Below are 25479 nucleotides of genomic sequence, written 5' to 3'. Positions count from 1 at the left end.
GTATTATACTAGAATAAACACTAAATGATAATTGTTTTCATTCGTTTTTAATGAGTATATTTGCAATTTTATGATCTTCTTTTGATAGTGCTGCTAAAAGCTTAACTAACTCACCGCTTGGTACCTGCTGATCAATTGCTAGATAAACGCCCCGTTTTTGCTCGTTATGCTGTCGTAAAGCCTCAATAACCTCGCCCAAAGACTGATAAGGTAGTTTAGCCAAAGCATACATAAGCTTTTTATCAGCGTAATTTACACTTAATACAATTGCTTTTTGTTGCTCAAGTGGCGCTTGATTATCACTGCCAACCTCAGGCAACGTGACATCAAGCATGTCGAGTTTTACTGCAGCAGTGAGCAATAAAAACACAAGCAAGATAAAAAGAACGTCAATCAATGCAGTTAAATCAGGCATCAGATTGCTATTATTCGGTTTTTCTGGAAGCTCAAGCATGTGGTAACTCACCAAAACTGAGTTGATAATTTAAGTGGTTAATAACACGGGTTAAGTCTGTTTGTAAGCGCTCTAATAGTGCATTAAAAACACCACTTAAAAACAAACAAGGTATGGCAATAATAAGTCCGGCCATAGTTGAATACATCGCCTCCCATAAGCCATCTGCAAGTAACGCGGGAGTCACAGCTTGATGTGTTTGCGCTATTTTTTTAAACATCAGTACTAATCCCCATACAGTACCCAGCAGCCCCATTAATGGGGTTAACGTACCGCATAGCGATAGTATATTTAATCGTTGCCGCCAGCTGCTCACACAATCCTGTAAATATAATTGGCACCACTGCTGACGTTGCTCAGCCTGCGGCTTTTGTTTTAATAGTTGTATAAACTCACCATTTGGCTGTTTTAGTTTTTGCATTTTCAACCAACTTTGTATAAACGCCAAGCTGCGCTCTAATACTATTGCTAACGCAATAATTGAAACCAAAAATAACGGCCAAGCCATAATACCAACAGCATAAAAAACATCGTGCATAATTACTTCTCTTACTTAAATGCGCTAAGAGCGCAAGGAAAATTTAATAGGTACACTAAAGCGCGCCTTTATTTTATGTTGTTCACGTATCACCGGGTGAAACTGCCATTGCGATACGTTATTTAAAGCCGCTTTATCAAGCTCACTAAAGCCACTGCTTTTTAATACTGAAAGCTGTGCAATGCTGCCATCTTCGGCTAATTCTATTTGCACAATTGCAACCCCTTGATAGCCGCGGCGCTTAGCTTTTAGTGGATAATTTAAAGTAGGCCTAGGTGATTTAAAAAGAGGTAATGTGTTTAAGTCGATAACTTGATTTTTTAACGAGTGCTGCTTTGCTATTACAGGCGCACTTGAAGCGGGAGCTGCTTGACTGGGTTTTGACTCATTTTTTGCAGGTTCACTAACGTGTTTCGCTTTGGCAATTGCAGTGTCAGGTTCAATGATGGTTTTTTTTATAGTTGGCTTTATTTTATTTGGTACAGCTGTTTTTGCGCTTTGTTTTACCGTTGAGTGTTTTGCTAGACGCTTAACCTTTGAATGAAATAGCGTGTTTGGCGCTTGTTCATTAACAACTTTTGGCTTTTTCATTCGTTCTTTTTTTGCCTTAAAAGGCTTTGAAACAATGATTTTAACCGCAATTTTATCAGCAGGCTGGGCATCACTAAATCGCACCATATTTAGTTTTGTTGGCTGAGAGTACAGCCAGCCTAAATGACACACTGCGGAAACAATAAAAAAAATAATAAATTTCATAACTTTTAAACGCAAATGCAAACTGTTATTATTTGCATTAGATATTATCAACAATGGAATCGTTATGAAACCCCTACTCTCTTATTTAATTTTTATAACCCTTGCAGTAACCAGCCAAACTGTTTTTGCAAACCAATTAACAGCTCCTCAAAGAATTGTGGTGTCAGGCGGCTCAATTACAGAAGTTATTTACGCGCTTGATGAACAGCAACGAATCATTGGGGTCGATAGTACAAGCGTCTTCCCTGCTCAAGCAAAAGAAAAGCCACAAATAGGTTATGTTAGAAGGATAAGTGCAGAAGGTATTTTATCGTTAAACCCTGATTTAGTGATTGGTGAAGCAGACACTGGGCCGAAAAAAGTAGTCGAGCAATTAAAGCAAACCGGTATCAATTTAGTCATCCTTGATAAAAATGACAATTTAGACGGCATAGAAGATAAAATTAAAAAAGTTGCTAAATTACTAAATGTTGATCATAAAGGCGATGCTTTAGCCCAATCTCTGCAAGTAGACCGCGATGCACTGAGCTATATATTACGACAAACGACGATTAAACCTCGGGTGTTATTTGTTCTCAGTGTTCGTAATAGTCAGCCTATTGTTGCCGGTGCGGGCACCTCAGCTGATGAGCTTATCAGCGCAGCTGGAGGCGTTAATGTTGCCGCAAGTACAATTAATAACTGGAAACCACTATCAACCGAAGCCGCACTCGCTATAAACCCAGATGTAATTATTACAATGGGTCGCCATGGTGATGATCCGCTTGTAAAGCTAGAAAAGCTGGCACACTTTAAATTCTCAAATGCTGTTAAAAATGGCCAGGTTCACAGCTTCGACGGCAGTTATTTACTTGGAATGGGACCGCGTACACCACAAGCAGTGGTTGAGCTTGCCCATACTTTCCACCCAGACACTCAATTACCATCAGGTTACAAATACCGCTATGCAACTAGCGCCAGCAATGTGACTGCCCAATTAAGTGAGCACTGATCATGCTTGCATTGGGTAGTACTATAATTTCACAAAATCAGCACCGTCGTATGGCGATCCCCGCTTTATTTATAGCATGCGTGATTGTTTTTTTTATTGCCCTCAGCAAAGGGGGCGTTGTAATCAGTATTAGTGAAATAATTTCGATTATAAATCAAACCGCCGACGATGAGCTCAAGCATGCCATTATTTGGCAAATACGCTTACCTCGCTTAATACTCGCTATGATTGTAGGTGCGGGTTTAGCTGCATGCGGCGCCGCGATGCAGGCTATATTTAGAAATCCTTTAGCTGACCCTGGTTTAATTGGCGTTTCAAGCGGTGCAGCATTAGGTGCCGTCGCAACTATTGTATTAGGCACCAGCTTATTTGCTAATTTTAGCGACAGTTTGGGTATTTATGCTGTGCCTGTTGGCGCATTTTTAGGTTGCCTTAGTGTATGTGTATTTATTTATCGGCTCAGCGCTCATAGTGGGCAGTTTACTATTATTAGTTTGCTACTGGCAGGGATTGCAGTCAATGCGATTGTTGGTTCACTCATTGGGGTATTAACTTTAATTAGTAACGATCAACAACTACGAGATTTAACCTTTTGGAGCATGGGCTCACTGGCGGGTAATCATTTTGCAATGATGCTGCCAACAATTACTCTGATTATTTTTAGCTGCGTGGCATTACTTCGCTTGGGTAAACCACTTAATTTATATTTATTAGGTGAAGCACAAGCAAAACACTTGGGTATTAATGTTACTAAGCTTAAAAAACAAGTATTTATATACACGGCTTTATGTACTGGTGCTGCTGTTGCGATCACAGGGATCATTGGTTTTGTCGGTTTCATCGTGCCGCATATCGTACGTTTAGTACTGGGTCCTGATCACCGTTATTTAATACCCACAAGTATGCTCGGCGGTGCGCTATTGCTGAGCTTGGCAGATCTATTCGCCCGTACAGTGATGCTACCAGCAGAACTTCCTATTGGACTTATCACCAGTGCGATTGGCGGCCCATTCTTTTTAATCATGTTATTAAAAACTTATCAACGACGAGGGTAAAATGCTTTTAGGAACTAATTTAACCGCTAAGATTGGGTGTAAAACGCTTTTAGAGAACGTTGATTTTATGGTCAAACCCCATGAAGTAGTCGTGATCATTGGGCCAAATGGTGCGGGTAAATCGTCTTTACTTAAGGCTCTTTGTGGCGATATTGCTTTAACGGATGGTGCAGTCAGTATTAATCAGCAAAATTTAGATGATTATAGTATTGCAGAGTTGGCACAATTAAGGGCGGTACTCACGCAAAACTATGAACTGGACTTTCCGTTTACCGTTAATGAAGTGGTTGATATGGCGCATGTTGCGCATCAAGAGCAGTTCAGTAATGCAGCGCTTAAACGATTTTCAAACAATGCGATGCAAGCTTTAGGTGTTTATCATTTAGCACAGCAATGTTTTACTCGGTTGTCAGGAGGAGAAAAACAACGGGCGCAACTTGCTCGTGTTCTTTGCCAATTACAACCGAGTTTAGCTAAAAAACAAAGTGCGTATTTGCTGATTGATGAACCAACATCAAGTTTAGACCTTTACCATCAATATGAAGTTATGACTCAAGCGCGTGACATTGCTAAGCAAGGTGCTGGCGTAGTTGCTGTGGTACATGACCTATCACTCGCAGCGAGTTTTGCTGATCGTATTTATATGATGGATAAAGGAGGAGTAGTTGCCAGCGGCACTCCTGAAGAAGTATTGAGCCAAGCTAGGCTCAATGAGGTCTATAAAATTAATGCTAAATTGCAAATTGGCTTAAGCGATACACTCCCACATATCTTAATTAATAAAAAGGCGTGCTAAACAAAATAAATGAGGCATAACCGATGGAAAATAGTAAAGCGTATTATCTTCCGTCGGTTTTATAAATACCCAAGTGATGCAATAACAACTCATTCTGTGACATTACACAAAAGTGGTTTTTAAAATGTATTACTCCATCAAGCCGACAGCTTCTATTTATACAGTCTCATCACCAAACTGTGGATCTAAAATACATCGGTTACGTCCTGTATTTTTAGCTTTATAAAGCGCTTGGTCGGCACATTTCAATATAGATTCCATTGATAATTCATCTATGGGCCAGCCAGCTATACCGATTGAAATATTAATATACCCTACTGGAGATATCTCAGTTTGTGCAACACTTAAACGAATGCGCTCACCTAACGCATAGGCTGTATTTGCATCAGCATTAGGTGAAATAACAATAAACTCTTCTCCACCTGTGCGCGCAACAAAATCACTACTGCGAGTTACATCCGAAATAATTCCTGCTAACGATTGGAGAACAATATCTCCAATGTCATGACCATATTGATCATTAACTCGTTTAAAGTAATCAATATCGAGTGCTAGCACAGCAAAAGGGGTGCCAGTGTCTATTAATTGCGCCAAAATAGTGTCTAGACTGCGTCGGTTATTGAGCCCAGTTAGAGGGTCAGTATGGGCCTCTTGGTGTAACGCACCAATTCGGCTGTGTAGCACTGCAACACCTTTGAGCATCGCTTTGCGTAACTCTGCACTTTCAAAGTACCATGATTTCACATTTTTAAGCGCTGAAGATGCAGCGGGATCATCTAACATATTTGCAGTGTGAGCTAAATCGCGCAAAGGGTGTGCTATAAAACGGGCAAGCAGTAAAATAAAAACAAAAGTGGCTAACCCTATTGGGATAGTGCGGTAAAGTACACTCACCATTAACCCATCAAGCGGCTCGAGTGTTTTTGCTAACGGGCGCTGAGTAATAATCCCCCAAGGAGCTTGTGCTAAAGGAGCATAACCGGCTAACACCTCTAAGCCTTGGCTATTTGTTAACTCTTGTGTGCCCTTTTCACCTTTTAGCACTGCTTCAATAATATTGTTATTGTACACACGCTCGCCAATACGCGACTTATTTGGGTGATAGAGTAATCGTCTATTTTTATCAACGACATACAAATATGAGCCATCTTCATGAAAGTGAACTTGTAGCAAACTATGCAAAATGCTGGCTTCTTTTAAATAAATACTGCCACCAACATACCCAAGGTATTCATTGTCTTTGTTAAAAAGTGGGTGTGAAATAAAGATAATTAAATTATCAGCCGCAGAAATATAAGGTTCGCTTATCATGGGCTTTTTGACTAACCGCGCTTGTTTTGCTCCTTGGCTTTGCAGTTGATGACCCTTTAACTGCAAACTCGCTGGTGATACGTCAAGCACTTTGCCTTTTGCCTCAACAATCACCGTCGAATTAAAACTGTTAGTTTGTAGTCTTAAACGCTCGACCTCTTGCTGGTAGGTTGTAACATTATAGAAATCATCAGCAATAACCTTGGCTGAGTAGGCAAGTTGTTGTTGTGCAGCTTGTAAAAATCGATCCGTTGCTAGCCCCAACTTTGCGGCATAAGCACTTTGGCTTTTAAGGGTTTGTAGCTGCAACTGTTGCTTTTGCACTTGATAGCTAGAATAAAAGCTATTCAAAAATGTAACAATAGTGGCGGAGATAGCTAAAAAAAGGATTAACTTTTTTAAGTCTAAGTTAACTGTTAAATGTTTCTTGAAGCGATGCAAAATAATACTCAACTTTTACAGTAATTCGCCTTAACACTCCTTGGCTACAAAGTAGAAAAATCTTAGCAAAATGTATTATTAAAAGCTATGACAAGCATACCTACAGTTGATTTAGAACAAAAACTCAAGTAATTACTCCCACTTTGTTTAAGATATACTTTTTATATTTTAATCTTACTCTACGCTATGATTCGTTAGTTTTTAAGCTAGGTTTTAGGATAGAATTAATGAGCTATTGCTTTATTTATTTACAGCTAATTATCAGAACAGCTAAAGTTGTAGCAACGTAAACCATTCAATTTTAAAGTTCTTCAGTCAAGCAACTTTAAACTAGATAGCTTTGGAGCTAACAGTGTTAACTAAGCTTGCCATTACATCAATTACCTTTGGATTAGGGTGCATTATTTCAATGAAATCGACCATCGCAGCAACAAACTTAACGCTTGAACAACAAATTGGTCAAAAGCTGATGCTTGATTTTCGTTACTACTGTGAAAAAAGTAGCAAAAAAAAATGTCGCCAGCCAATGACCGAACTTCCTCAAGATTTAGCGCAAACGATCGCCCAACACAATATAGGTGGCGTTATTCTTTTTGCTGAAAATATTGATAATGTTGCACAAATTGTAAAGCTCAACAATCAAATGCAACAAGCTGCAGCCAAATCAACCTTAGGTGTCCCGTTATTTATATCAATAGATCAAGAGGGTGGACGTGTTGCTAGGATACCGCGTCATATAGGCACTTCATTTACCGGTAACATGTCTATCGGCGCCACTTCCCCTACGCACGGTACAAAGTTTGCGACACAATCAGCACGTGTAATTGCTGATGAGCTAAAGGCAATTGGTGTCAACGTTAATTACGCGCCTACAATCGATGTTAATATTAATCCTGATAACCCTGTTATCAATGTGCGTTCATACAGCGAAGATCCAACTTTAGTTGGTATACTTGGTGGTGCGCAAGTAGCTGCTTTTGAAGATAACGGTGTGATCACGTCGCTAAAACATTTCCCAGGTCATGGGGATACAAACGTAGACAGTCATACAGGTCTGCCTAGAGTCGAGCACGATAAAAACACAATTTGGCAGCAAGACTTGCCACCATTCAAGGGTATTATTAAAAGCCAAAATCCTGGCATGATCATGACAGCACATATTCAATATCCCGCGCTTGATGACAGCACTTTTATAAGTAAAGACGGTAAAACCATGATAAAGCCGGCCACAATGTCACGTAAAATCATAACTGACCTTTTACGGGGGGAATTAAACTATCAAGGAGTCGTTATAACTGATGCGCTTGACATGGCCGGGATCAGCCACTTTTTTGAACCCGTTGAAGCCGTCGTAAATACATTTTCGGCAGGTGTTGATATCGCTTTAATGCCAATCGAAATTCGCCAACCTGATGACTTAATCGAGCTGAAAGAACTAATAGAACGCCTTGTTAAAGAGGTAGAAAAGGGTAACTTAGATGCTCAGGAAGTCGCTTTATCAGCACAAAGGATTTTACGCCTAAAAGAAAAGTTTAAACTAACCACTGTGCTCGATGAATCTAGTGCCATTAAAGCAGCGCAACATACTCTAGGTAAGCCAACGCATCGGGCGGTTGAAGCTCAACTAGCCTTAGCGGCTATTACTGAGGTTAAAAATGAAAACCAAACACTTCCTTTAAAACTAGCTAACAATCTCAAAATACACCTTATTATGCCTGACACGCGAAAGTGTATGGCCCTTGAGCAGGCTATCAAAGAGCATGCCGATTACCGTTTTCAATTCTCTTGCACAAGCTTGCAGGGCTTCGATCCTAAATCCACTCTTAAAGCAATCAATCAAGCAGATGTCATCATAGCTGCAAATGCATCGCCTGCGCAAAGTGCTGTTGAAATTGGCGGTATGGATGACTTAGCTGACGACCCTGAGTTTATGGTTGCTAAGTCAGAGCAAAGCGCTGTGCTCGAAAAGCTGTTACACCAATCACAACTGGCGAATAAAAAAACGGTGTTTGTCAGTCTAAGAGCGCCTTACGATATTGCAAAATTCAGCCAATATGCTGATGCAATTCTAGCAACTTATGCGTATAACATAGATGTAGATAATAATGTTAAAGTAGCAGGCCCTGCTTTTACGGCTCTTGCTAAAGTATTAGTTGGTAAACACATTGCAACAGGTATATTGCCTGTCACGGTAAATGGCTTTAATCGTAATTAGAGGACTCTATGCAACATAACGCTTCACTAACCACCCCTTACGCTATCCGCAACATGATCCGTAATGAAGATTATACAGGCAGCACATCAGGCTTCGTGCCCGGCTTTGTGCAAGCAAATTTAGTGATTTTACCTAAGCGTTATGCATTTGATTTTCTACAGTTCTGCCAAGCCAATAAAAAGTCGTGCCCTATCATCGCGAGTAGCCAGCAACCTGGCGCCGTTAGTATCTCTAATGTTGCACATGATTTAGATATCAGAACTGATCTTCCTCGCTACCGAATTTATAAAAAAGGTCAGCTTGTTGATGAGGTGACAAATATCAAAGAGTACTGGCAAGATGACTTAGTCAGCTTTTTGATAGGCAGCTCATTTTCATTTGAGGACTCTTTAAAAGATGCCGGCATTGAAATACGTAATGTTACTGAACATAAAAGCGTGCCTATGTATATCACCAATATTCAGAGCGAAAGTGCCGGTATTTTTCATGGTAATATGGTGGTTAGTATGCGGCCAATGAAACCCGCCGATGCTATTCGTGCAATTCAAATTTGCAGCCGGTTTAGTGATGTTCATGGCGCCCCCATTCATTTTGGCGACCCTGCGGCTATTGGTATTAAAAATATAAATCGGCCGAACTATGGTGAGTCTGTTAGCATTAAAGAGGGTGAAGTACCTGTTTTTTGGGCGTGTGGTGTGACTGCACAAGTCGCTATTGCACAGGCAGCACCTGATTTCTGCATTACACATAGCCCAGGGCACATGTTAATTACCGATATTCAAAATGCACATATAGCATCCTTTTAATGATACACAAATGAAGTGCCACACTGCTATATGTGAGTATTAGCTATGTTTTTATAAATTGATAGAGTTAAGCGAAAATTATGAAGCTCAATTGTGATTTAGGTGAAAGTTTTGGTGCATGGCAAATGGGGCTTGATGATCAAGTTATGCCACACATTGATATGGCCAATATAGCCTGTGGCTTTCATGCGGGTGATAGTGACGTGATTGCAAAAACATTAATACTTGCAAAACAGAACGCTGTAGAGATTGGTGCACACCCAAGCTACCCAGATAAACAAGGGTTTGGTAGACGTTCAATGGTACTTTCAAAAGAAGAGTTAACCAACTGCCTTCACTATCAAATCGCAGCCTTAGAAGGTATGGCAAAAGTACACGGCCTTACATTGGGTTATGTTAAGCCTCATGGTGCACTTTATAATGATATGATGTTTAATGAGGCTATTTTACACACAGTTATGGGTGCAATAGCTCGCTACTCGCCCTCACTAAAGTTAATGATTTTAGCAACCAACGAATCAAAACATCATAAACAACTAGCAAAACAACATGGCATCACGCTTATTTTAGAAGCTTTTGCAGATCGACAATACACAGACAAAGGCCGGCTAGTATCGCGGAATGTAGCGGGTAGCGTACATAATAAAGCAGCCATGCTGGCTCAAGTAAATCAGCTACTTAGTGAGGGAACGGTCACAACGAATAGCGGTAAAAAAGTGCCTTTAAACGCAGATAGCTTGTGTGTTCATGGCGATAATGCCGATGGCATCGCTTTAATACAGGAAATTAAAACACTTTGTATAAACGCAAAACGTTAATCAGTTAACGGCTTTTTATGCAGTCTGTTTGGCATTTGGAAACCCCCTTTACAACTTACTAAAACAAACAAAAACCGTTTTTCATTTTTGCGAATAGATGTGCCGCACTAAATAAGTAAACAGCACCACACCCTAATGAATATTAGGGTGATTATACCTCAAGACCACATTAGTCTTTTGTGCTTTGACTTTGATAAGGCCATACTTCAAGCATACCACTGCTGTTATGTGTGAAGATGCGCTGACTGACTTTGTTAAACCCGACGGCTAAAATTGAACTACGCTGGCCTTTTTCCGCCGCACCGTATTCAGCCAATAAATTACCACTGGCAACCTGCCATAAATAAACTTTGCTCTTAGGCGAGCCAGTTAAAAACCATTTATCATTATTAATGAACTGTGAGTCGTTAAACTCAATAAAGTTAGCAAAGATATTTAGTTGTGATAGTTCTTCACCTGACTTTAAATCAAGAAAAATGCGATCATCCACAGAATCAATCGCAAAACCTATGCTACCTCGTTCATTCATACTGACATGGTTAACGCGTGTCGCAAGTTTATATTCTTGCAATATTTTACCATTTGCGGTTGACCACAAATAAGCATGTTTATCACTTGAGCCACTCAGCGCTGTGCCCCCATCGGCTGATAGCGCTACTGAATTGATATCAAGTCGATGGATTTTAAATACGGTATTATGTTTAGTTTGTGTATTGATCACACCCGCTTCGCCAGTGCGATAACCAACGAGTAATAAATGTCCATCAGCAGATATAGCAATGTCGCGCGCTATATTTTGGCCTGTAGACCAACTGCCAATTAATTGCCCTGTTTGCACTGAAAAAACATGTATCGCCATTCTATTTGAAATATAGAATGTGGTTTTGTCGTCACTCAACCCGACTAACTCAACATAATTAGCGTCATCACCTGTGATACATTCAAAGATAAGTGTATTGTTGGTATTGTCCCATACACACACTTTACCGTGCTCTGATACAACACTCAGCTGCCCATCACTGGACACTGCTGCGGATTCTACGGTTTCGCCTGTATGTTGAAACTGTGATATAGGTGGAGATTCAAAAACAGTCTCGCCTAAGCAGGCCGTAAGTGTTAGTAGGCTCCCTGCGAAAATTAGTTTTGCAATACGTAACAGCACGCTTATCCTCTTTTATTATTGTTATTCATTTATTTATATCAATATTCTCATTTCATTGCTTTTTTTGCTATCTGCTTTAGCCACTTTTTACGTCGCTCAGGGGATGACTTTATAATCGGCCCAAGATATATGGTTGAGATAACTTTAATGCCACAAAACTCTAAAATAGCGTGTTTGAGCTGCTTTTGAACCGGATTTCCTTGGATAAAGCGATAATACCAAGCTGGCGTATCAAGCGTTAAAATAATCTCTGCTGTACGCCCTTTCAGTAGCTTGTCGGGAATAGTTTTATTTAGTTGATACTCAAAGGCAAATCCAGGTAAAAACGTACGATCAATTAAGCCTTTGAACTTTGCTGGCAAACCGCCCCACCAAACGGGAATAAACAACACAATATGTTCAGCCCATTGCAACTGCGCTTGAAAGTCAATTAAATTAGCCTCTAGCGGTTGCTCATTGTCATAGCCATTAGTTAAATCGGGGTCAAAACTCATCGCACTAAGAGAGAGCGTGTGTACTTCACTTTCACTATTGCAGCTTTGACTATAACTCTTTGCTAATGCGTTGCAAAAGCTGGCTTGCTTTGGGTTTGCATCAATCACTAAAATACGTTTCTTCATACTAACTACTCCTTTAAAAGAAGTAGCATACACCCTACCCTATAGGGCAGAGTCAAGCACCGTTAGCTTAATACTTGGTTATCCAAACACACTTTTATATCGCGGTGATAAAGATCTAGCAGCTCTTTTTGTTGTTTAAGTGCAGTAATATCTATCAATATTTGCCGCTTCTTGTCCTCAAGTAAAGCCACAACCGCAGGCCAATTCAAATCATAGCGAGCAATTTTAAGCTGCTTAAGTTGAGCTAAGCTTAGCCCTAGTAACTGCGCTCGTTTTATTAGCGTGACAAATTCTACATCAGCGTTTTCATAAATACGGTAACTTCCTTGACGCTTAATGCCACTTAACAAACCAATTTTTTCATAATGCCGAATGGTTTTTACGGATACACCACAACGCCTTGCAATCTCGCCAATATACACGTTCACTCCTTTGTCTGTTTTTTCATAATATTGATATAAGAATCAACATAGTACTTTTCTTTATTTGCAGCTAAGAAAGCTAATAACTGCGAGTGAGCCTTGACTGAAATACTTAAATGATCACCACCTACGCCGTGAAAAAGAAGATTAATCAGCTTAATCTCGGGCGGCATCCCTTTTACATAATCAATAAGCTGTTGCCTACTCGCTCCTACTGGGGCCCATAATACAGAGTGTCCATTATCATTACCGACCCCTTTTATTGCTACAAAATGGTCTCTAAGCGGCTCTAAAAACTCGTTACCAGCGGCTTGAGTATCAAAACAAGGCGGCGTTAAAGTGCGCTGCGTTTTGCCATCAAGTGCTTGTAAAAACACATTAGCAGTGAGCACTTCGCGTATCGCACGCTCAACAGTGTAATTATCTAGGTTTTGCTCTTCGCTCACCCATTCACGGTTTTTTTTAGATGCGCTACATGGGTGAAATAAGCTGTGATTTCCCAGTTCATGTTCTTGCTCAGCCAATGCTTTGTAATCATTCAGCTGAGCCTTCATCGACGGCGAGTAATAGTAATATCGCACCCACTTTCATCATGCGACTTTATACTTTAAGTTGTCTGTGTGAAACAAAAAACATTGAGTTTATTGCCGTCTAAATCACGAAAATAACCCGCATAAAACCCCGGCATTTCACGTGGTCCCGGCGCACCTTCATCTTTAGCACCAAGCTCAATAGCTTTAGCATAAAAGGCATCAACTTGGGCCGGGTTTGAAGCAGCTATGGCAATCATAGTGCCATTACCAACCGTTGCAGCTTCACCATTATGCGGTAACGTTACTGAAAATCCTGGTTGCTCCGCGCTTGTGCTCCATGCCACAAAGCGGTCATTTTCTAAAAAACGCTGCGCACCTAACTGAGCTAAAAGCTGATCATAAAAAGCTACTGCTTTTTCTAAATTATTTGTTCCTAACATCGTATAGCCAATCATATGATTATTCCTTTTTAAATATGAATCATTAAATTATGCGTTCTACAGGACTTTGTCCACTTCTTATCGCATTAAGGTATATTTTTCACTATTGTTACTTTATAACTTCAAAAACACTGTTTATAACAAGGAATAAAAATGAAATTACTCTCCCCTCTTGCGCTGCTGGCTACAGTGAGCTTTTGTGGCGTCGCGGCCCAAACTGATAATACCTTACAATTAGAAAATGTATTTGACCTTGAATATGCCAACCAAATTGAAATGACTGGTGATGGCGATATTGTTTATTTTGTTCGTAACCGCATGGATATTAAAAGTGACCGTAAAGTAAGTAATATTTGGTCGGTTAATAGCAGTTCAAAACAACTCCAACCGCTTACCTCTGGCGTGCATATGGACTATTCACCGGTATTATCACCCGATGAAACCCGCTTAGCATTTATTTCAACACGTGATGGCAGTAGCCAAATTTATGTAAAATGGCTAAATACCGGGGCTGTTGCCAAGATAAGTAATTTAACCCAGAGCCCGGGTAATCTAACCTGGTCTGCGAATGGTGAAAAACTTGTATTTAGTCAGTTTGTGCCTGCTGCTAGTGCTAGCCCCGTGTCTTTACCAGGAAAACCAAAGGGCGCTAACTGGGCCGAGCCGGCAAAGTATATTGATGATGTTTATTACCGTGCTGATGGCGGCGGTTACACTCAAAAAGGCTTTCGTCATCTGTTTGAAATTAGCGCCAATGGCGGGAATGCCAATCAGTTAACTACAGGGAACTTTGATCATGGCGGCCCTGTAAGTTTTAGCAAAGACGGTGACAGCTTATATTTTTCAGCCAATCGCCATGCTGATTACTTATTTAAGCCAACCAACTCTGAAATCTACAAGTTGGATTTACAATCTGCTGAGATCATTCAAATAACCGATAGACTTGGCCCAGATGGACAACCTATGGTGTCACCCAACGGTCGTTATTTAGCGTATACCGGGTATGATGATAAAAAGACCAATTATGAAAATACGCGTTTGTATATTCGCGACCTAAAAACAGGAGAAACACGCAACTTAACAACTGATTTAGACCGCAGTGTAGAAAAGATAAAATGGGCTGATGATTCAAAAGGTGTTTATTTTGCTTATGACAGCAAAGGGCAAACCACCCTTGCTTATCAACCTCGCAGCGGTAAACGTAAAATTTTAACTAAAGATGTAGGAAGCGTCGCTTTTGGTCGCCCCTACTCCGGTGGTGATTTTGACGTAAGTGAAGATGGTGAAGTGGCATTTACACTTGCAAATACTCAGCGTCCTGCTGATGTTGCCTTATTAAAACGAGGAAAAACACAGCATTTAACTAAGCTAAACGAGGATGCGCTAGCAAACAAAAATCTCGCTAAGGTTGAAGAAATTTGGGTTAAGTCGAATCATGATGGTTTAGCTGTTCAGGGTTGGGTTGCATACCCTCCAGGTTTTGATAAATCCAAAAAATACCCATTAGTGCTTGAAATCCATGGTGGACCGGTGGCCAATTACGGCCCTCACTTTAGCCCAGAAGTACAATTGTTTGCCGCCAAAGGCAATGTGGTGCTTTATATGAACCCTCGTGGCAGTGACTCATATGGAAAGGAGTTTGCACAAACAATTCATCACAATTACCCAAGTAATGACTTTGATGACTTAATGACTGGCGTAGATGCATTAATTGCAAAAGGATTTATTGATGAATCTAAGTTATTTGTCACTGGCGGCTCTGGCGGTGGTACATTAACAGCATGGGTTGTAGGTCATACTGACCGCTTTGCAGCAGCTGTTGTGGCAAAACCTGTTATCAATTGGATCAGCTTTGTACTAACTGCCGATTACTACCCATTTTTTGCTGACTACTGGTTTCCTGGTAAACCGTGGGATAATATTGAGCACTATATGCAGCGCTCACCTATCAGCTATGTGGGTAATGTTAAAACACCAACCATGCTATTAACCGGCGAAGCTGATTACCGTACGCCGATTTCTGAAACTGAGCAATACTACCAAGCTTTGAAACTACAAGGTGTAGACACGGCGATGGTTCGTATTCCTGGGGCATCACATGGCATAACTAAACGCCCTTCTAATTTAATGACTAAAGTCGCTTATATCCAATGGTGGTTTGATAAACACAGTAAATAACCTTTAAGCTACGAGTTTCGGGCTACGGGCACTGTGCTGATACTCGTAGCTCGTAGCTCGTAGCCAATATACTGTAAACCCCCTTTACAGTAATAATGTAAGTAACTCCTCACATACTCAAAAAAAGTATCGGACTTGACCAGTCAATTGAGTTAGTAAAATTTCGGTTTATAACATTATTAGGTCGTTAAGTTAGTAAAAAATCGGTTTGAGTCACTGATTACGGCGTTTGAGTTGGTAAAAAAGTGGTTTATCCTCGCTTAGAGTTGGTAAAAAATCGGTTTATATTTTTAATTTAAAGGGCAATTACAGGTATTTTCTCTCAAAATAGTCCTGTTAACCTGCCAAAAAAGCTATTTAACCACACGTTTGATTAAAAAATAACGAACAAAAGCGCAGCTGATTAAATTCTGATCCAAAAGTTTAGGTGCAAATCAGCAGCTAGTTAAACTCTGATCCAAATAGTAACTGTCGCACTGCCAGCTAGTTAAATCGTGATCTGAGTAAAGTTAAGCTTTGCATAATCAGCCTTTTTACTTTTTATTTTTGTTTTGCTATCAACGAAAAAAGGGCCTTACGGCCCTTGTAACATTGTTGACTAGGAAATAAAGACTTTTAGAACTGGTTCATGGTGTTTGCTTCACCACCGGCTTTAAGTGCATTGTCACCTGAGAAATACTCTTTGTGCGTATCGCCTATATTTGAGCCGGCTAAATCTTGGTGCTTAACAGACGCTTGCTCACGACGAATTTCTTGACGTTGAACATCACGTACATAAGCCAACATGCCTAGGTCACCAAAGTAACCCTCAGATAAAATATCAGTGCTTAGCGCCGCAGTATGGTAAGTAGGTAATGTAATTAGGTGATGGAAAATCCCCGCTTCTCTTGCGCCATCACGCTGGAAGTTTTGTACTAGCTCGTCTGCTGCTAGAGCAAGCTCTGTGCCGTCCATTTCTGGAGCCATAAGCGCTTTATTGTCGTCAATGCTTGGGTAAGCAGATAAGTCGCGACCCGCTTCTTGCCATTCTTGATACACTTGTTCACGGAATTTTAGTGTCCAGTTGAACGAAGGAGAGTTGTTATAAACGAGTTTTGCATCAGGCACTTGCTCTTTAACTCGATTTACCAGCTCCGCAATTTGTTTAACATGTGGTTTTTCAGTTTCAATCCATAATAGATCCGCACCTGATTGTAAGCTTGTTACACAGTCTAATACTACGCGGTCTTTTTCGGTGCCTTCACGGAATTGGTATAATCCATTTTCAAGTCGTGTTGGTTTACAAAGTTGACCGTTTAGCTTCATCGCAGTATCGCCTTCATTTAAGTCTTCAACTGCGTTAATTGGCGTTGTTTCTAAAAATGCATTGTACTGGCTCGCTAAATCACCCGGTGTTTGTGATACTGGCACTTTTTGCGTCAAACTTGCACCAAGTGAGTCGGTACGAGCAACAATAACACCGTTATCAATACCCAATTCTAAAAAGGCATAACGAACAGCGTTAATTTTTGCTAAAAAGTCTTCATGTGGCACTGTTACTTTACCCGCTTGGTGACCGCATTGCTTTGCATCAGATACTTGGTTTTCGATTTGAATAGCACACGCACCGGCCTCAATCATCTTTTTAGCCAGTAAATATGTTGCTTCTTCATTACCAAAGCCTGCATCGATGTCTGCGATGATTGGTACTACATGGCTTTCAAAGTTATTAATTTTATCAATTACAGCCTGAACATCACCACCATTTGCTTTTGCAGCATCAAGGTCTTTAAATAAATGGTCAAGCTCACGGGCATCGGCTTGTTTTAAAAAGGTATAAATCTCTTCAATCAACGCAGGAACTGACGTTTTTTCGTGCATACTTTGGTCTGGTAACGGGCCAAACTCCGAACGAAGAGCTGCAACCATCCAACCACTTAGGTATACATAACTGCGCTTAGTCGTTTTTTGGTGACGTTTAATAGCCATCATCATTTGTTGTGCAGTAAAACCATGCCAACAACCAAGTGATTGAGTATATTGGCTTGTGTCTGCATCATAAGCAGCCATGTCTTCACGCATAATGTCAGCAGTGAATTGTGCAATATCAAGCCCGGTACGAAAGCGATTTTGTAAGCGCATGCGACTTGCGTACTCAGGGTTAATAGCCTGCCATGTTTTGCCCTGTGTTTCGCAAAGTGTTGCTAGGGTGTCTGTGTGCTGTTGATATGTACTCATAATAAAAATCCTTTGAACGGGTTAAGCTAATATTTATTTTGTGTGAGAGTGGCTAGGAGTGGTTTGCTCCTTAGCGGTTAATTAAACATTAGGCGGATTTTTATGATTTAGTAAATTTATAGTTGTTATGCTGAGTATATTTTTTGTGAATGGCTTAAGGGCACCTATATCGCTATTTTTACGTTATGGTTAGCACATAAGAAATTTATGCAGTTCGACCGTTTAAAGGATAGCAACTATGACAACTCACTCTCACAGTCAATTTGGCTTAACTGTAAATACTCAATTAGCCGACTTTATTAATAATCAACTGTTACCAGGTACTGACGTCAGCGAGCAACAGTTTTGGCAAGGCTTTGCAAATATAATTGACGAATTAACTCCAACTAACCGTGCATTGCTTGCTAAGCGAGATGCTTTACAAGCAAAAATTGATGATTATCATCAACGCAATCCGCAATGGAACGCACAGCAATATCATACATTTTTGAGTGAAATTGGCTATTTAGTTCCTCAGCCAAAAGATTTTAAAATCGAAACCCAAAATGTAGAGCCTGAAATAGCACAATGCGCAGGCCCACAACTTGTGGTGCCTGTAAGTAATGCACGTTTTGCACTAAATGCGGCAAACGCTCGCTGGGGTTCGCTTTACGATGCACTTTATGGCACGGATGTACTTACAGAGGATGACGGCGCAGAAAAAGGGTCTACTTATAACCCTGTACGCGGCTTTAAAGTTATGGCCTATGCAAGGCAGTTTTTAGATAAGTCCCTGCCTTTAGAGTGTGGCTCGCATATTGAAAGCACCAATTATTCTATCGTCAATGGTCAGCTAATCATTACATTACGTGACAGTTCACAAACGTGCTTAAAACAGCCAGAACAGCTAGTTGGCTTTATCGGTGAAGCGCAAAATCCGAGTGCCATTTTGCTTAAAAATAATGGACTCCATATTGAACTGCAAATTGACCATCAGCACCCAATAGGCAAAGCAGATAAAGCGGGTTTAAAAGATGTTGTATTAGAAGCTGCATTAACCACCATTATGGACTGTGAAGACTCTGTCGCTGCCGTTGACGCAGAAGATAAAGTGCAAGTGTATCAAAATTGGCTTGGCCTTATGAATGGCAGTTTAGTTGAGTCGTTTACAAAAGGCGGACAAACGGTAGAACGTTCATTATCTAGCGATCGACACTTCACCGGGCTTGATGGTGAGCAGTTGACGCTAAAAGGTCGTAGTATGATGTTTGTCCGAAATGTAGGCCACCTTATGACTAACCCTGCAATCAAAGATAGCAAAGGAGACGATGTATTTGAAGGTATCATGGATGCGATGATCACCGTAACCGCAGCACTCCACGACTTAAATGGTAAAAGTGCAGTTAAAAACTCATCTGCAACAAGCATTAATATTGTAAAACCTAAAATGCATGGCCCTGAAGAAGTCGCATTTACTAATACTTTATTTTCACGCGTTGAAGAAGTATTAAATCTTCCCCAAAACACCATTAAAATGGGTATTATGGATGAAGAACGCCGTACATCAGTAAACTTAAAAGCGTGTATTGAAGCAGCGAAGAGCCGTGTAGTCTTCATTAATACCGGATTTTTAGACCGAACTGGTGATGAAATACACACTTCAATGCTAGCAGGTGTAGTCCTACCAAAAGCGGCTATCAAGCAACAACCTTGGATCAGCGCGTATGAAGATAGAAATGTTGATATTGGTTTACAAACAGGATTAAGTGGCCGAGCTCAAATAGGTAAAGGGATGTGGCCAATGCCTGATAAAATGGCATTAATGATGGAACAAAAATTGGGCCACCCACAATCTGGTGCAAATACCGCCTGGGTGCCCTCTCCCACGGCTGCGACACTTCATGCAATGCATTATCATGATATCGATGTATTTGCCTGTCAAAAGCACATTGCAGAGCGTAAAGAAGCAAGCTTGAGTGATTTACTTACCCCGCCTTTGATGGACGACCCAAGCGCACTAAGTAAAGAAGATATTCAAGCAGAGCTTGATAACAATGCACAAGGGATTTTAGGGTATGTTGTGCGCTGGATTGACCAAGGTATTGGCTGCTCAAAAGTGCCTGACATTAACCACATCGGATTAATGGAAGACCGCGCTACACTGAGGATTTCAAGCCAGCACATGGCTAATTGGTTAGCTCATGGCGTATGTACTCAAGACCAAGTTGAAAGCACAATGGCAAAAATGGCAAAAGTGGTTGATGGCCAAAATGCGCATGACTCAGCGTATAATAATATGGCTGATTCGTCTCAAAGCCTACGCAATAGCATTGCCTATCAAGCTGCTTTAGCCCTTGTTATTGAAGGTACTAAACAGCCTAGTGGATATACTGAACCTTTATTGCATTCTTTTCGTATAAAATATAAAGAAATGCAGAATTAACTCCCCCTTCGAGTTTATTTGTGTCATGTAGCCAGCCGCTAGGTTGGCTTTTTTTTGCTTTATTCATAGTCTTCATATCGACCTCACACAGATCTTCTGCACTCGCAATAACGTGATCGCCCTCCCCTTTTCTATTTTCATATTTGAGGGGCTGTGGAGTGGCAAAGCGCCAGCTAGTTCCTCTTCTTTTTATCAAAAAGGCAAATGAATACTGTCTCCCCATAAGTAGTGTGAATAGCAAACATTCAGCATAAAGCCATATACAAAAAAAGCGCACTTATGTGCGCTTTTTAGCTAGCTAGATACTGTACTAGTTTACAACAGTCGCATTGTGATAAACGTTTTGTACATCGTCACAATCTTCAAGCATATTAATAAATTTATCAAAGTTAGCAATATCATCTTCATCGGTGATATCTACGTGCACCTGTGGCACAAAGGTAATTTCGTCTACTTCAAAATTAATGCCTTCAAACGCTTCTTCTAACGCTGTTTTAGCTTTGTAGTATTCAGTATGAGGAGCAAACACAGAAACCTTTCCGTTTTCAACTTCAACATCAGTGACATCAACATCAGCCATCATTAGCGCTTCAAGTACAACTTCATCATCATCCCCACTAAACCCTAGTACGGCTAAATGGTCAAACATATGCGCAACACAACCTGGTGTACCTATTTTTGAGTCTGTTTTTGTGAAAGGTAAACGTACATCTTTGATGGTACGATTTGGGTTGTCGGTCAAGCAGTCAACAATTACCATACAGTTACCAGGGCCATATCCTTCATAACGGGCTGTTGAGTAATCTTCTCCTGCACCACCTGCTGCTTTTTTTATTGCATTGTCAATAACGTGGGCTGGAACTTGATCACGTTTAGCACGGTCAATAATGCGTTTTAGCGCTTGGTTAACCTCAGGGTCGGGCTCACCGTTTTTAGCGACAACGTAAATTTCTTTACCGTATTTAGAATTAACTTTAGTCTTTGCATTGGCTGTTTTAGCCATTGAACTTTTGCGGACTTCAAATGCTCTGCCCATCTTGTGCCTCTGGTTTAATATCGGTATAAGTTATATTTTAACAACTCAGGTAGGGTTGAGCTAGTAGCTAAAATCACAATTATTCAAATTCATCTCAAATAGATGAGTTACCAATCAAACTAAAGACAAAAGGCAATTTAACATAATAATGATTACAGCTTTAGTTATGATTTAGTGCGGGTGTTTTTGCTAAATCATCAACTAATTCAGCAAGCTCACGAAAGTGATGCAAAATATAATCCGCCTGCTTTGCATAATCAGGAATTACATCAGGCGCATAAAGGCAAGAGCGCATTTTTGCATTTTTAGCAGCTTGTATATCATACAAATAATCCCCAACATAAATTAACTTGTGTTGCTCTAACTCCCACAACGTGGCTATTGCATTTAAAGCGCTAGGGTTTGGCTTTGGTGGGGCGTCACTGCGTGTTAGTACTGTTTTAATAGGTAACGGGTTGTTCTTGAGTTTGAGCGCAGCTGCTTGGTCATAGTTTCGTGTCACTATAGCCATTGGAATACCCATTTTATTCAGGTAATCCACAGTTTGAGCAACACCTGGCAGTAAGGTCGCATGTTGTGCATCAATAAGTTCATGGTGATGCACAATGTTCATCGCTTCTTCACGCATATAAGGAGAGGGGAGTGCTGCAATGAAACTCAGAAGGTCATGATCCGCAGGGCAATTAAGCTGTGCCTTAATAAGCGTAAAGTCCAACTCGGAAGATACTAAGGTACCGTCAAGGTCAAAGATTACGCCTTCAATGCAGTGGTTATCAATATCCATACTAATCCTTGTATATGATTGGTTTTTCATGGTATCTCTCACGTTACTTTAAGATAGTTTACGCACTTGAATATGCAAACGATCATGCATATTTTTTAGAGGTTTAAAAACGCGCGCAAAACTACTGCGCGCGAAAGTTGGGATTCATAGAATTTAATGAAGAGCAATTACTGTGATGTTGAGCCGTTGTCTTCTTTAGCCTCAAAACGTGCCTCTAGCCATGTGTCACTTTGCGTAAAGTGTAACGTTTTCACTTTACCTCTCCCTTCAACATTCACCATATTAACTTGTGCCGGCCAAAGATCTCTTAGCGCACCGTGACTCATTCTAATTCCTTTAAGACCTTTAGGAATTGGCGCTTCTTGATACACCCAGAAGAATTTGCCATCCACTTGCGCTCCAACTTCGATAAGCGTTAAAGGCTCACCATTGAGGGTTTGGAGGGCAACATGCGACTCAACATAGTTAACAAAGCGTTGTTGATCGGCCTTATTGCTAATAATATCAGCGCCTCCTGAAAACAAATGTTCCACAGCATGCTCAGTATCATGTAAATAAAAGCGATGCATAAGCTCAATATTGCTCGTTCTCTTATTGAATAATACTGTTGTGACAGATGCTTTAAGTTGGTGCGCCATAGACGGCGCAGCAATCAGCAAAGCTAAAAAAATGAGCATTATGCGCATTAATTTTGCTCCTTGGTATCATCTTTTTCATCATCTTTTTTAAGCTCTGTTTTGATATCTTGCATGATATCGCGACGTACTTTAGCTGTGCTCTTTTTACGCTTATATACTTCAATACGCGAAGGGATAATTTGACGTGGATAATGATTATTTTCAACATCAACATCGGCCGTTTCCCAGCGAGGGTCAACCGACACAGACACAAGATTCTTGTCTTTATCGGTGATAATTAGCTTTTGCACATGTTTATGGTTACGGCGCCAGATTTCAGCAGGAATATGTTGCATCTCTTTGCTGCCATCTTCATAGGTTAGTTCAAGCAAAATAGGCATAACTAAACCACCTACATTTGAAAACTCAAAAACATAATAGTTTTTATCTTCTTCTATGGCGCGATCAAACACTTTACGCTCCCAAGGCTTAAGCCCCTTCAAGAACTTGTTATACGCGTTACGCTCTTTGTTAGTCACAGTAAAACGATCATTGGCATCGTAGAAATCTGTCACATCTGGGTTTTCATCAACCCATAGTTTTTTACCTTCGGCTTTATTGCGTTCAACAAAAAGCGGCATAGGCTTATCTGCTTCAATATCACGTAAACGGCTAAAGTCTATATCAGGATTTTTAGTATCAAGCTGTAGTTTATAAACTTTATCTAAAGAGATATCGACATGGTCAGTGGTATAGAACCAACCACGCCAGAACCAATCTAAATCAACACCAGAGGCTTCTTCCATGGTACGGAAGAAATCAGCGGGAGTAGGGCGCTTGTATTTCCAACGTTGCGCGTACTCTTTAAATGCAAAATCAAACAACTCACGGCCCAGCACTACTTCGCGTAAAATATTAAGTGCTGCTGCCGGTTTGGTATAAGCATTAGGTCCTAAACGTAATACACTGTCAGACTGTGTCATTACAGGCACTTGGTTTTCTGATTTCATGTAGGCAACGATATCACGCGGCTCTACACCCCATGGGATAGTGTGATCCCACTCTCGGCCTGCCACACCATCTAAGAAGCTATTTAAACCTTCATCCATCCATGTCCATTGGCGCTCGTCTGAGTTGACAATCATAGGGAAGTAGATGTGACCTACTTCATGGATTACCACACCAATCAAAAAACGTTTCTCAGCTTGTGAATAAGTACGAGTACCGTCATCTTGTAATTCCGTACGAGGACCATTGAAGGTAATCATAGGATATTCCATGCCACCCACAGGGCCATTTACTGATTGTGCAACAGGGTATGGGTAGTCAAATGAAAAGCGCGAATACACTTCCATGGTATGAACCACAGATTCTGTAGAGTACTTTTTCCACAAGTCCCCCCCTTCTTTAGGGAAGAATGACATGGCCATAACCAATGGCTGCTCATCACCACCTTGTTGGTAGCCTTTGGCATCCCACATAAACTTGCGCGAAGACGCCCATGCAAAATCACGCACGTTTTCAGCTTTAAAGTGCCATGTTTTGGTTTTATCGGTGCCTTGTTTTTCATTCTCTAAGGCTTCTTCTTCAGTTACGATAAAAACAGGGCGCTTAGCATTTTCAGCGTCTTTAAGACGCTTACGTTGAGTACGTGTAAGTACTGAGCTTGCGTTATCAAGCTTACCCGTGGCAGATACAATGTGGTCAGCTGGCACAGTTAACTCAACGTCATAATCACCAAACTCTAGCGTAAATTCACCGCTGCCTAAAAAAGCTTTATTGGTCCACGCTTCGTAATCAGTATAAGCAGCTAGACGAGGGAACCACTGTGCAAGCAAGAAGATATCATTGCCATCATCCTCAAAATGCTCATAACCAGAGCGTGCACCTACTGCATCTTCTTCGACAATATTGAACGCAAAGTCCATGCTAAATTCAACGTCTTTACCAGGCTTTAATGGTTCATTTAAATCAATGCGCATTAAGGTATCTACAACCGTTACCTTAAGCTCATCACCGCTATCATCTTTAACATTCGCAATTGTGAAGCCAAGTTCATTGTCATTCATAAATTGCTGACGGCGTAATTGACCTAAGCTTAGTTTTGCAGGTTTGGCATCAGGGCGGCCTTGTAACGCAGCTCCTTTAAAGGTCGCTGTTCGTTCTGCAATTGAATCGCTTTTGAATATGTTTTGGTCTAACTGTAACCAGAGATATTTTAATGTATGCGGCGAGTTATTTTTATATTCTATTGTTTGACTCGCACTAAGACGGCGTTGTTTTTCATCTAATTTAGCGTCAATCTCGTAGTTAACTTCTTGTTGCCAATATTTTTCGCCTGGCTCACCCGCAGCACTTCTATATACATTTGGAGTAGGCAACGCTTCATCTAATTGACGAAACTTATCAACAAACGACCCTTTTGTTTGCTCTACAGATGACGCAGACACTGTACTTGAGAACGCAAGAGGCGCAAGCAGTAAACCTAAAGTAACAACCGCCTTTTTCATAATTAATCCTGTTAAATATTCGTAAGCGTACTGTGTCAAACTAGTCAAAAAGATTCAATTGAATCGCGACCAAACACCGCATTAATAGGGTAAACAATTTATTATTGCCAATAAACCTGAACTCTGGATAATAAATCTATCTCCAGCGGCTACTTTCAACGCTAACTGCGTTGAATTTACTTGCTATAGGCTAGCTATTGACGCGTAAATTCGCCTTGTTATCGCTAAAAGTCTCCGGCTGGAGACTAATAAATATATTTGTGATTTAATATCAATTCATTAGTACACCTCTTAACCAGAGTTCAGGTTAATAATAAAATGTAAAGGGGGTTTACATTTACAGTCAGGTCAACGCTA

22 protein-coding genes are annotated in these 25479 nt (G+C 40.6%); 8 read left to right on the top strand and 14 right to left on the bottom strand.

Going from position 1 to position 25479, the window contains the following annotated elements; translation table 11 throughout:
- Positions 1 to 37 precede the first annotated feature (37 nt).
- From ACFI4Z_RS04690 to ACFI4Z_RS04680, 3 genes are read right to left on the bottom strand one after another with little or no spacing between them, the layout of a single operon-like run.
- Positions 38 to 454 carry a biopolymer transporter ExbD gene (locus tag ACFI4Z_RS04690; protein WP_462669547.1) on the bottom strand — a complete coding sequence of 139 codons (417 nt, stop codon included), beginning with the start codon at positions 452 to 454 and terminating at the stop codon, positions 38 to 40.
- Entirely contained in the window at positions 447 to 992 is a 546-nt protein-coding gene (locus ACFI4Z_RS04685) for a MotA/TolQ/ExbB proton channel family protein (RefSeq protein WP_462669546.1), read from the bottom strand. The genes ACFI4Z_RS04690 and ACFI4Z_RS04685 overlap by 8 nt, the downstream gene beginning before the upstream one ends.
- 24 nt (positions 993 to 1016) lie before the next feature.
- Complete coding sequence (locus tag ACFI4Z_RS04680) at positions 1017 to 1748, bottom strand: energy transducer TonB (protein WP_462669545.1); 732 nt, start codon at positions 1746 to 1748, stop codon at positions 1017 to 1019.
- A gap of 64 nt (positions 1749 to 1812) precedes the next feature.
- Here ACFI4Z_RS04680 and ACFI4Z_RS04675 point away from each other — a divergent pair, with 64 nt between their 5' ends.
- From ACFI4Z_RS04675 to ACFI4Z_RS04665, 3 genes are read left to right on the top strand one after another with little or no spacing between them, the layout of a single operon-like run.
- Positions 1813 to 2739 (top strand): heme/hemin ABC transporter substrate-binding protein, encoded by a 927-nt coding sequence (locus ACFI4Z_RS04675; protein WP_462669544.1) that lies wholly within the window; start codon positions 1813 to 1815, stop codon positions 2737 to 2739.
- A 2-nt stretch (positions 2740 to 2741) separates the two neighbouring features.
- The gene (locus ACFI4Z_RS04670; RefSeq protein ID WP_462669543.1) at positions 2742 to 3794 is read left to right on the top strand and encodes a FecCD family ABC transporter permease; all 1053 of its coding nucleotides are present in this window, start codon (positions 2742 to 2744) and stop codon (positions 3792 to 3794) included.
- Position 3795: 1 nt separating this feature from the next.
- On the top strand, positions 3796 to 4590 hold the full coding sequence (locus ACFI4Z_RS04665; RefSeq protein WP_462669542.1) for a heme ABC transporter ATP-binding protein: 795 nt from the start codon (positions 3796 to 3798) through the stop codon (positions 4588 to 4590).
- 156 nt (positions 4591 to 4746) lie between these two features.
- Here the strand turns inward: ACFI4Z_RS04665 and ACFI4Z_RS04660 are convergent, their stop codons facing one another.
- On the bottom strand, positions 4747 to 6225 hold the full coding sequence (locus ACFI4Z_RS04660) for a diguanylate cyclase (protein ID WP_462669541.1): 1479 nt from the start codon (positions 6223 to 6225) through the stop codon (positions 4747 to 4749).
- A 526-nt stretch (positions 6226 to 6751) separates the two neighbouring features.
- Here ACFI4Z_RS04660 and ACFI4Z_RS04655 point away from each other — a divergent pair.
- The 3 genes from ACFI4Z_RS04655 to ACFI4Z_RS04645 all read left to right on the top strand — a co-directional run bounded on the left by ACFI4Z_RS04655 (position 6752) and on the right by ACFI4Z_RS04645 (position 10181).
- Positions 6752 to 8557 (top strand): glycoside hydrolase family 3 protein, encoded by a 1806-nt coding sequence (locus ACFI4Z_RS04655; protein WP_462669753.1) that lies wholly within the window; start codon positions 6752 to 6754, stop codon positions 8555 to 8557.
- A gap of 8 nt (positions 8558 to 8565) precedes the next feature.
- Complete coding sequence (locus ACFI4Z_RS04650) at positions 8566 to 9363, top strand: putative hydro-lyase (RefSeq protein ID WP_462669540.1); 798 nt, start codon at positions 8566 to 8568, stop codon at positions 9361 to 9363.
- 80 nt (positions 9364 to 9443) lie between these two features.
- On the top strand, positions 9444 to 10181 hold the full coding sequence (locus ACFI4Z_RS04645; protein ID WP_462669539.1) for a 5-oxoprolinase subunit PxpA: 738 nt from the start codon (positions 9444 to 9446) through the stop codon (positions 10179 to 10181).
- A 169-nt stretch (positions 10182 to 10350) separates the two neighbouring features.
- Here the strand turns inward: ACFI4Z_RS04645 and ACFI4Z_RS04640 are convergent, their stop codons facing one another.
- From ACFI4Z_RS04640 to ACFI4Z_RS04620, 5 genes are all read right to left on the bottom strand, one after another.
- Positions 10351 to 11343 carry a WD40 repeat domain-containing protein gene (locus tag ACFI4Z_RS04640; protein ID WP_462669538.1) on the bottom strand — a complete coding sequence of 331 codons (993 nt, stop codon included), beginning with the start codon at positions 11341 to 11343 and terminating at the stop codon, positions 10351 to 10353.
- Positions 11344 to 11390: 47 nt separating this feature from the next.
- Positions 11391 to 11963, bottom strand: a complete 573-nt coding sequence (locus ACFI4Z_RS04635; RefSeq protein ID WP_462669537.1) for an NAD(P)H-dependent oxidoreductase — start codon at positions 11961 to 11963, stop codon at positions 11391 to 11393.
- A gap of 62 nt (positions 11964 to 12025) precedes the next feature.
- A complete protein-coding gene (locus tag ACFI4Z_RS04630) occupies positions 12026 to 12385 on the bottom strand; it encodes a MerR family DNA-binding transcriptional regulator (RefSeq protein ID WP_462669536.1) in 360 nt (119 codons plus the stop codon).
- A gap of 2 nt (positions 12386 to 12387) precedes the next feature.
- Positions 12388 to 12939, bottom strand: a complete 552-nt coding sequence (locus ACFI4Z_RS04625) for a polysaccharide deacetylase family protein (RefSeq protein WP_462669535.1) — start codon at positions 12937 to 12939, stop codon at positions 12388 to 12390.
- A 53-nt stretch (positions 12940 to 12992) separates the two neighbouring features.
- Positions 12993 to 13373: a VOC family protein gene (locus ACFI4Z_RS04620; protein WP_462669534.1), complete on the bottom strand. Its 381-nt coding sequence runs from the start codon at positions 13371 to 13373 to the stop codon at positions 12993 to 12995.
- A 138-nt stretch (positions 13374 to 13511) separates the two neighbouring features.
- On the opposite strand from ACFI4Z_RS04620, the gene ACFI4Z_RS04615 reads away from it, so the two are divergent.
- A complete protein-coding gene (locus ACFI4Z_RS04615; RefSeq protein WP_462669533.1) occupies positions 13512 to 15536 on the top strand; it encodes a S9 family peptidase in 2025 nt (674 codons plus the stop codon).
- A 615-nt stretch (positions 15537 to 16151) separates the two neighbouring features.
- Here the strand turns inward: ACFI4Z_RS04615 and ACFI4Z_RS04610 are convergent.
- Entirely contained in the window at positions 16152 to 17753 is a 1602-nt protein-coding gene (locus tag ACFI4Z_RS04610; RefSeq protein ID WP_462669532.1) for an isocitrate lyase, read from the bottom strand.
- Between the two features lie 238 nt (positions 17754 to 17991).
- On the opposite strand from ACFI4Z_RS04610, the gene ACFI4Z_RS04605 reads away from it, so the two are divergent.
- Positions 17992 to 20175, top strand: a complete 2184-nt coding sequence (locus tag ACFI4Z_RS04605) for a malate synthase G (protein ID WP_462669531.1) — start codon at positions 17992 to 17994, stop codon at positions 20173 to 20175.
- Positions 20176 to 20485: 310 nt separating this feature from the next.
- On the opposite strand, the gene ACFI4Z_RS04600 is transcribed toward ACFI4Z_RS04605, so the two are convergent.
- From ACFI4Z_RS04600 to ACFI4Z_RS04585, 4 genes are all read right to left on the bottom strand, one after another.
- Positions 20486 to 21211, bottom strand: coding sequence for a YebC/PmpR family DNA-binding transcriptional regulator (locus ACFI4Z_RS04600; protein WP_462669530.1), 726 nt, complete (start codon positions 21209 to 21211; stop codon positions 20486 to 20488).
- Between the two features lie 160 nt (positions 21212 to 21371).
- On the bottom strand, positions 21372 to 21995 hold the full coding sequence (locus ACFI4Z_RS04595) for an HAD family hydrolase (protein WP_462669529.1): 624 nt from the start codon (positions 21993 to 21995) through the stop codon (positions 21372 to 21374).
- 167 nt (positions 21996 to 22162) lie between these two features.
- Complete coding sequence (locus tag ACFI4Z_RS04590) at positions 22163 to 22681, bottom strand: DUF6702 family protein (protein WP_462669528.1); 519 nt, start codon at positions 22679 to 22681, stop codon at positions 22163 to 22165.
- Complete coding sequence (locus tag ACFI4Z_RS04585) at positions 22681 to 25122, bottom strand: M1 family metallopeptidase (RefSeq protein WP_462669527.1); 2442 nt, start codon at positions 25120 to 25122, stop codon at positions 22681 to 22683. Before ACFI4Z_RS04585 ends, ACFI4Z_RS04590 begins: the two co-directional genes overlap by 1 nt.
- Positions 25123 to 25479 lie beyond the last annotated feature (357 nt).

Source organism: Pseudoalteromonas sp. RWi3 (assembly GCF_054960735.1).
Note: the sequence above shows the minus strand (reverse complement) of the source record. Positions and strands in the feature narration are given on the sequence as shown.

What these genes read in the sequence shown, in the direction of transcription:
- ACFI4Z_RS04655 (WP_462669753.1), top strand. Translation starts at nt 6,752, where the DNA reads ATGAAATCGACCATCGCAGCAACAAACTTAACGCTTGAACAACAAATT.
- ACFI4Z_RS04605 (WP_462669531.1), top strand. Translation starts at nt 17,992, where the DNA reads ATGACAACTCACTCTCACAGTCAATTTGGCTTAACTGTAAATACTCAA.
- ACFI4Z_RS04670 (WP_462669543.1), top strand. Translation starts at nt 2,742, where the DNA reads ATGCTTGCATTGGGTAGTACTATAATTTCACAAAATCAGCACCGTCGT.
- ACFI4Z_RS04620 (WP_462669534.1), bottom strand. Translation starts at nt 13,373, where the DNA reads ATGATTGGCTATACGATGTTAGGAACAAATAATTTAGAAAAAGCAGTA.
- ACFI4Z_RS04665 (WP_462669542.1), top strand. Translation starts at nt 3,796, where the DNA reads ATGCTTTTAGGAACTAATTTAACCGCTAAGATTGGGTGTAAAACGCTT.
- ACFI4Z_RS04600 (WP_462669530.1), bottom strand. Translation starts at nt 21,211, where the DNA reads ATGGGCAGAGCATTTGAAGTCCGCAAAAGTTCAATGGCTAAAACAGCC.
- ACFI4Z_RS04585 (WP_462669527.1), bottom strand. Translation starts at nt 25,122, where the DNA reads ATGAAAAAGGCGGTTGTTACTTTAGGTTTACTGCTTGCGCCTCTTGCG.
- ACFI4Z_RS04610 (WP_462669532.1), bottom strand. Translation starts at nt 17,753, where the DNA reads ATGAGTACATATCAACAGCACACAGACACCCTAGCAACACTTTGCGAA.
- ACFI4Z_RS04625 (WP_462669535.1), bottom strand. Translation starts at nt 12,939, where the DNA reads ATGAAGGCTCAGCTGAATGATTACAAAGCATTGGCTGAGCAAGAACAT.
- ACFI4Z_RS04675 (WP_462669544.1), top strand. Translation starts at nt 1,813, where the DNA reads ATGAAACCCCTACTCTCTTATTTAATTTTTATAACCCTTGCAGTAACC.
- ACFI4Z_RS04645 (WP_462669539.1), top strand. Translation starts at nt 9,444, where the DNA reads ATGAAGCTCAATTGTGATTTAGGTGAAAGTTTTGGTGCATGGCAAATG.
- ACFI4Z_RS04650 (WP_462669540.1), top strand. Translation starts at nt 8,566, where the DNA reads ATGCAACATAACGCTTCACTAACCACCCCTTACGCTATCCGCAACATG.
- ACFI4Z_RS04680 (WP_462669545.1), bottom strand. Translation starts at nt 1,748, where the DNA reads ATGAAATTTATTATTTTTTTTATTGTTTCCGCAGTGTGTCATTTAGGC.
- ACFI4Z_RS04595 (WP_462669529.1), bottom strand. Translation starts at nt 21,995, where the DNA reads ATGGATATTGATAACCACTGCATTGAAGGCGTAATCTTTGACCTTGAC.
- ACFI4Z_RS04685 (WP_462669546.1), bottom strand. Translation starts at nt 992, where the DNA reads ATGCACGATGTTTTTTATGCTGTTGGTATTATGGCTTGGCCGTTATTT.
- ACFI4Z_RS04615 (WP_462669533.1), top strand. Translation starts at nt 13,512, where the DNA reads ATGAAATTACTCTCCCCTCTTGCGCTGCTGGCTACAGTGAGCTTTTGT.
- ACFI4Z_RS04690 (WP_462669547.1), bottom strand. Translation starts at nt 454, where the DNA reads ATGCTTGAGCTTCCAGAAAAACCGAATAATAGCAATCTGATGCCTGAT.
- ACFI4Z_RS04635 (WP_462669537.1), bottom strand. Translation starts at nt 11,963, where the DNA reads ATGAAGAAACGTATTTTAGTGATTGATGCAAACCCAAAGCAAGCCAGC.
- ACFI4Z_RS04590 (WP_462669528.1), bottom strand. Translation starts at nt 22,681, where the DNA reads ATGCGCATAATGCTCATTTTTTTAGCTTTGCTGATTGCTGCGCCGTCT.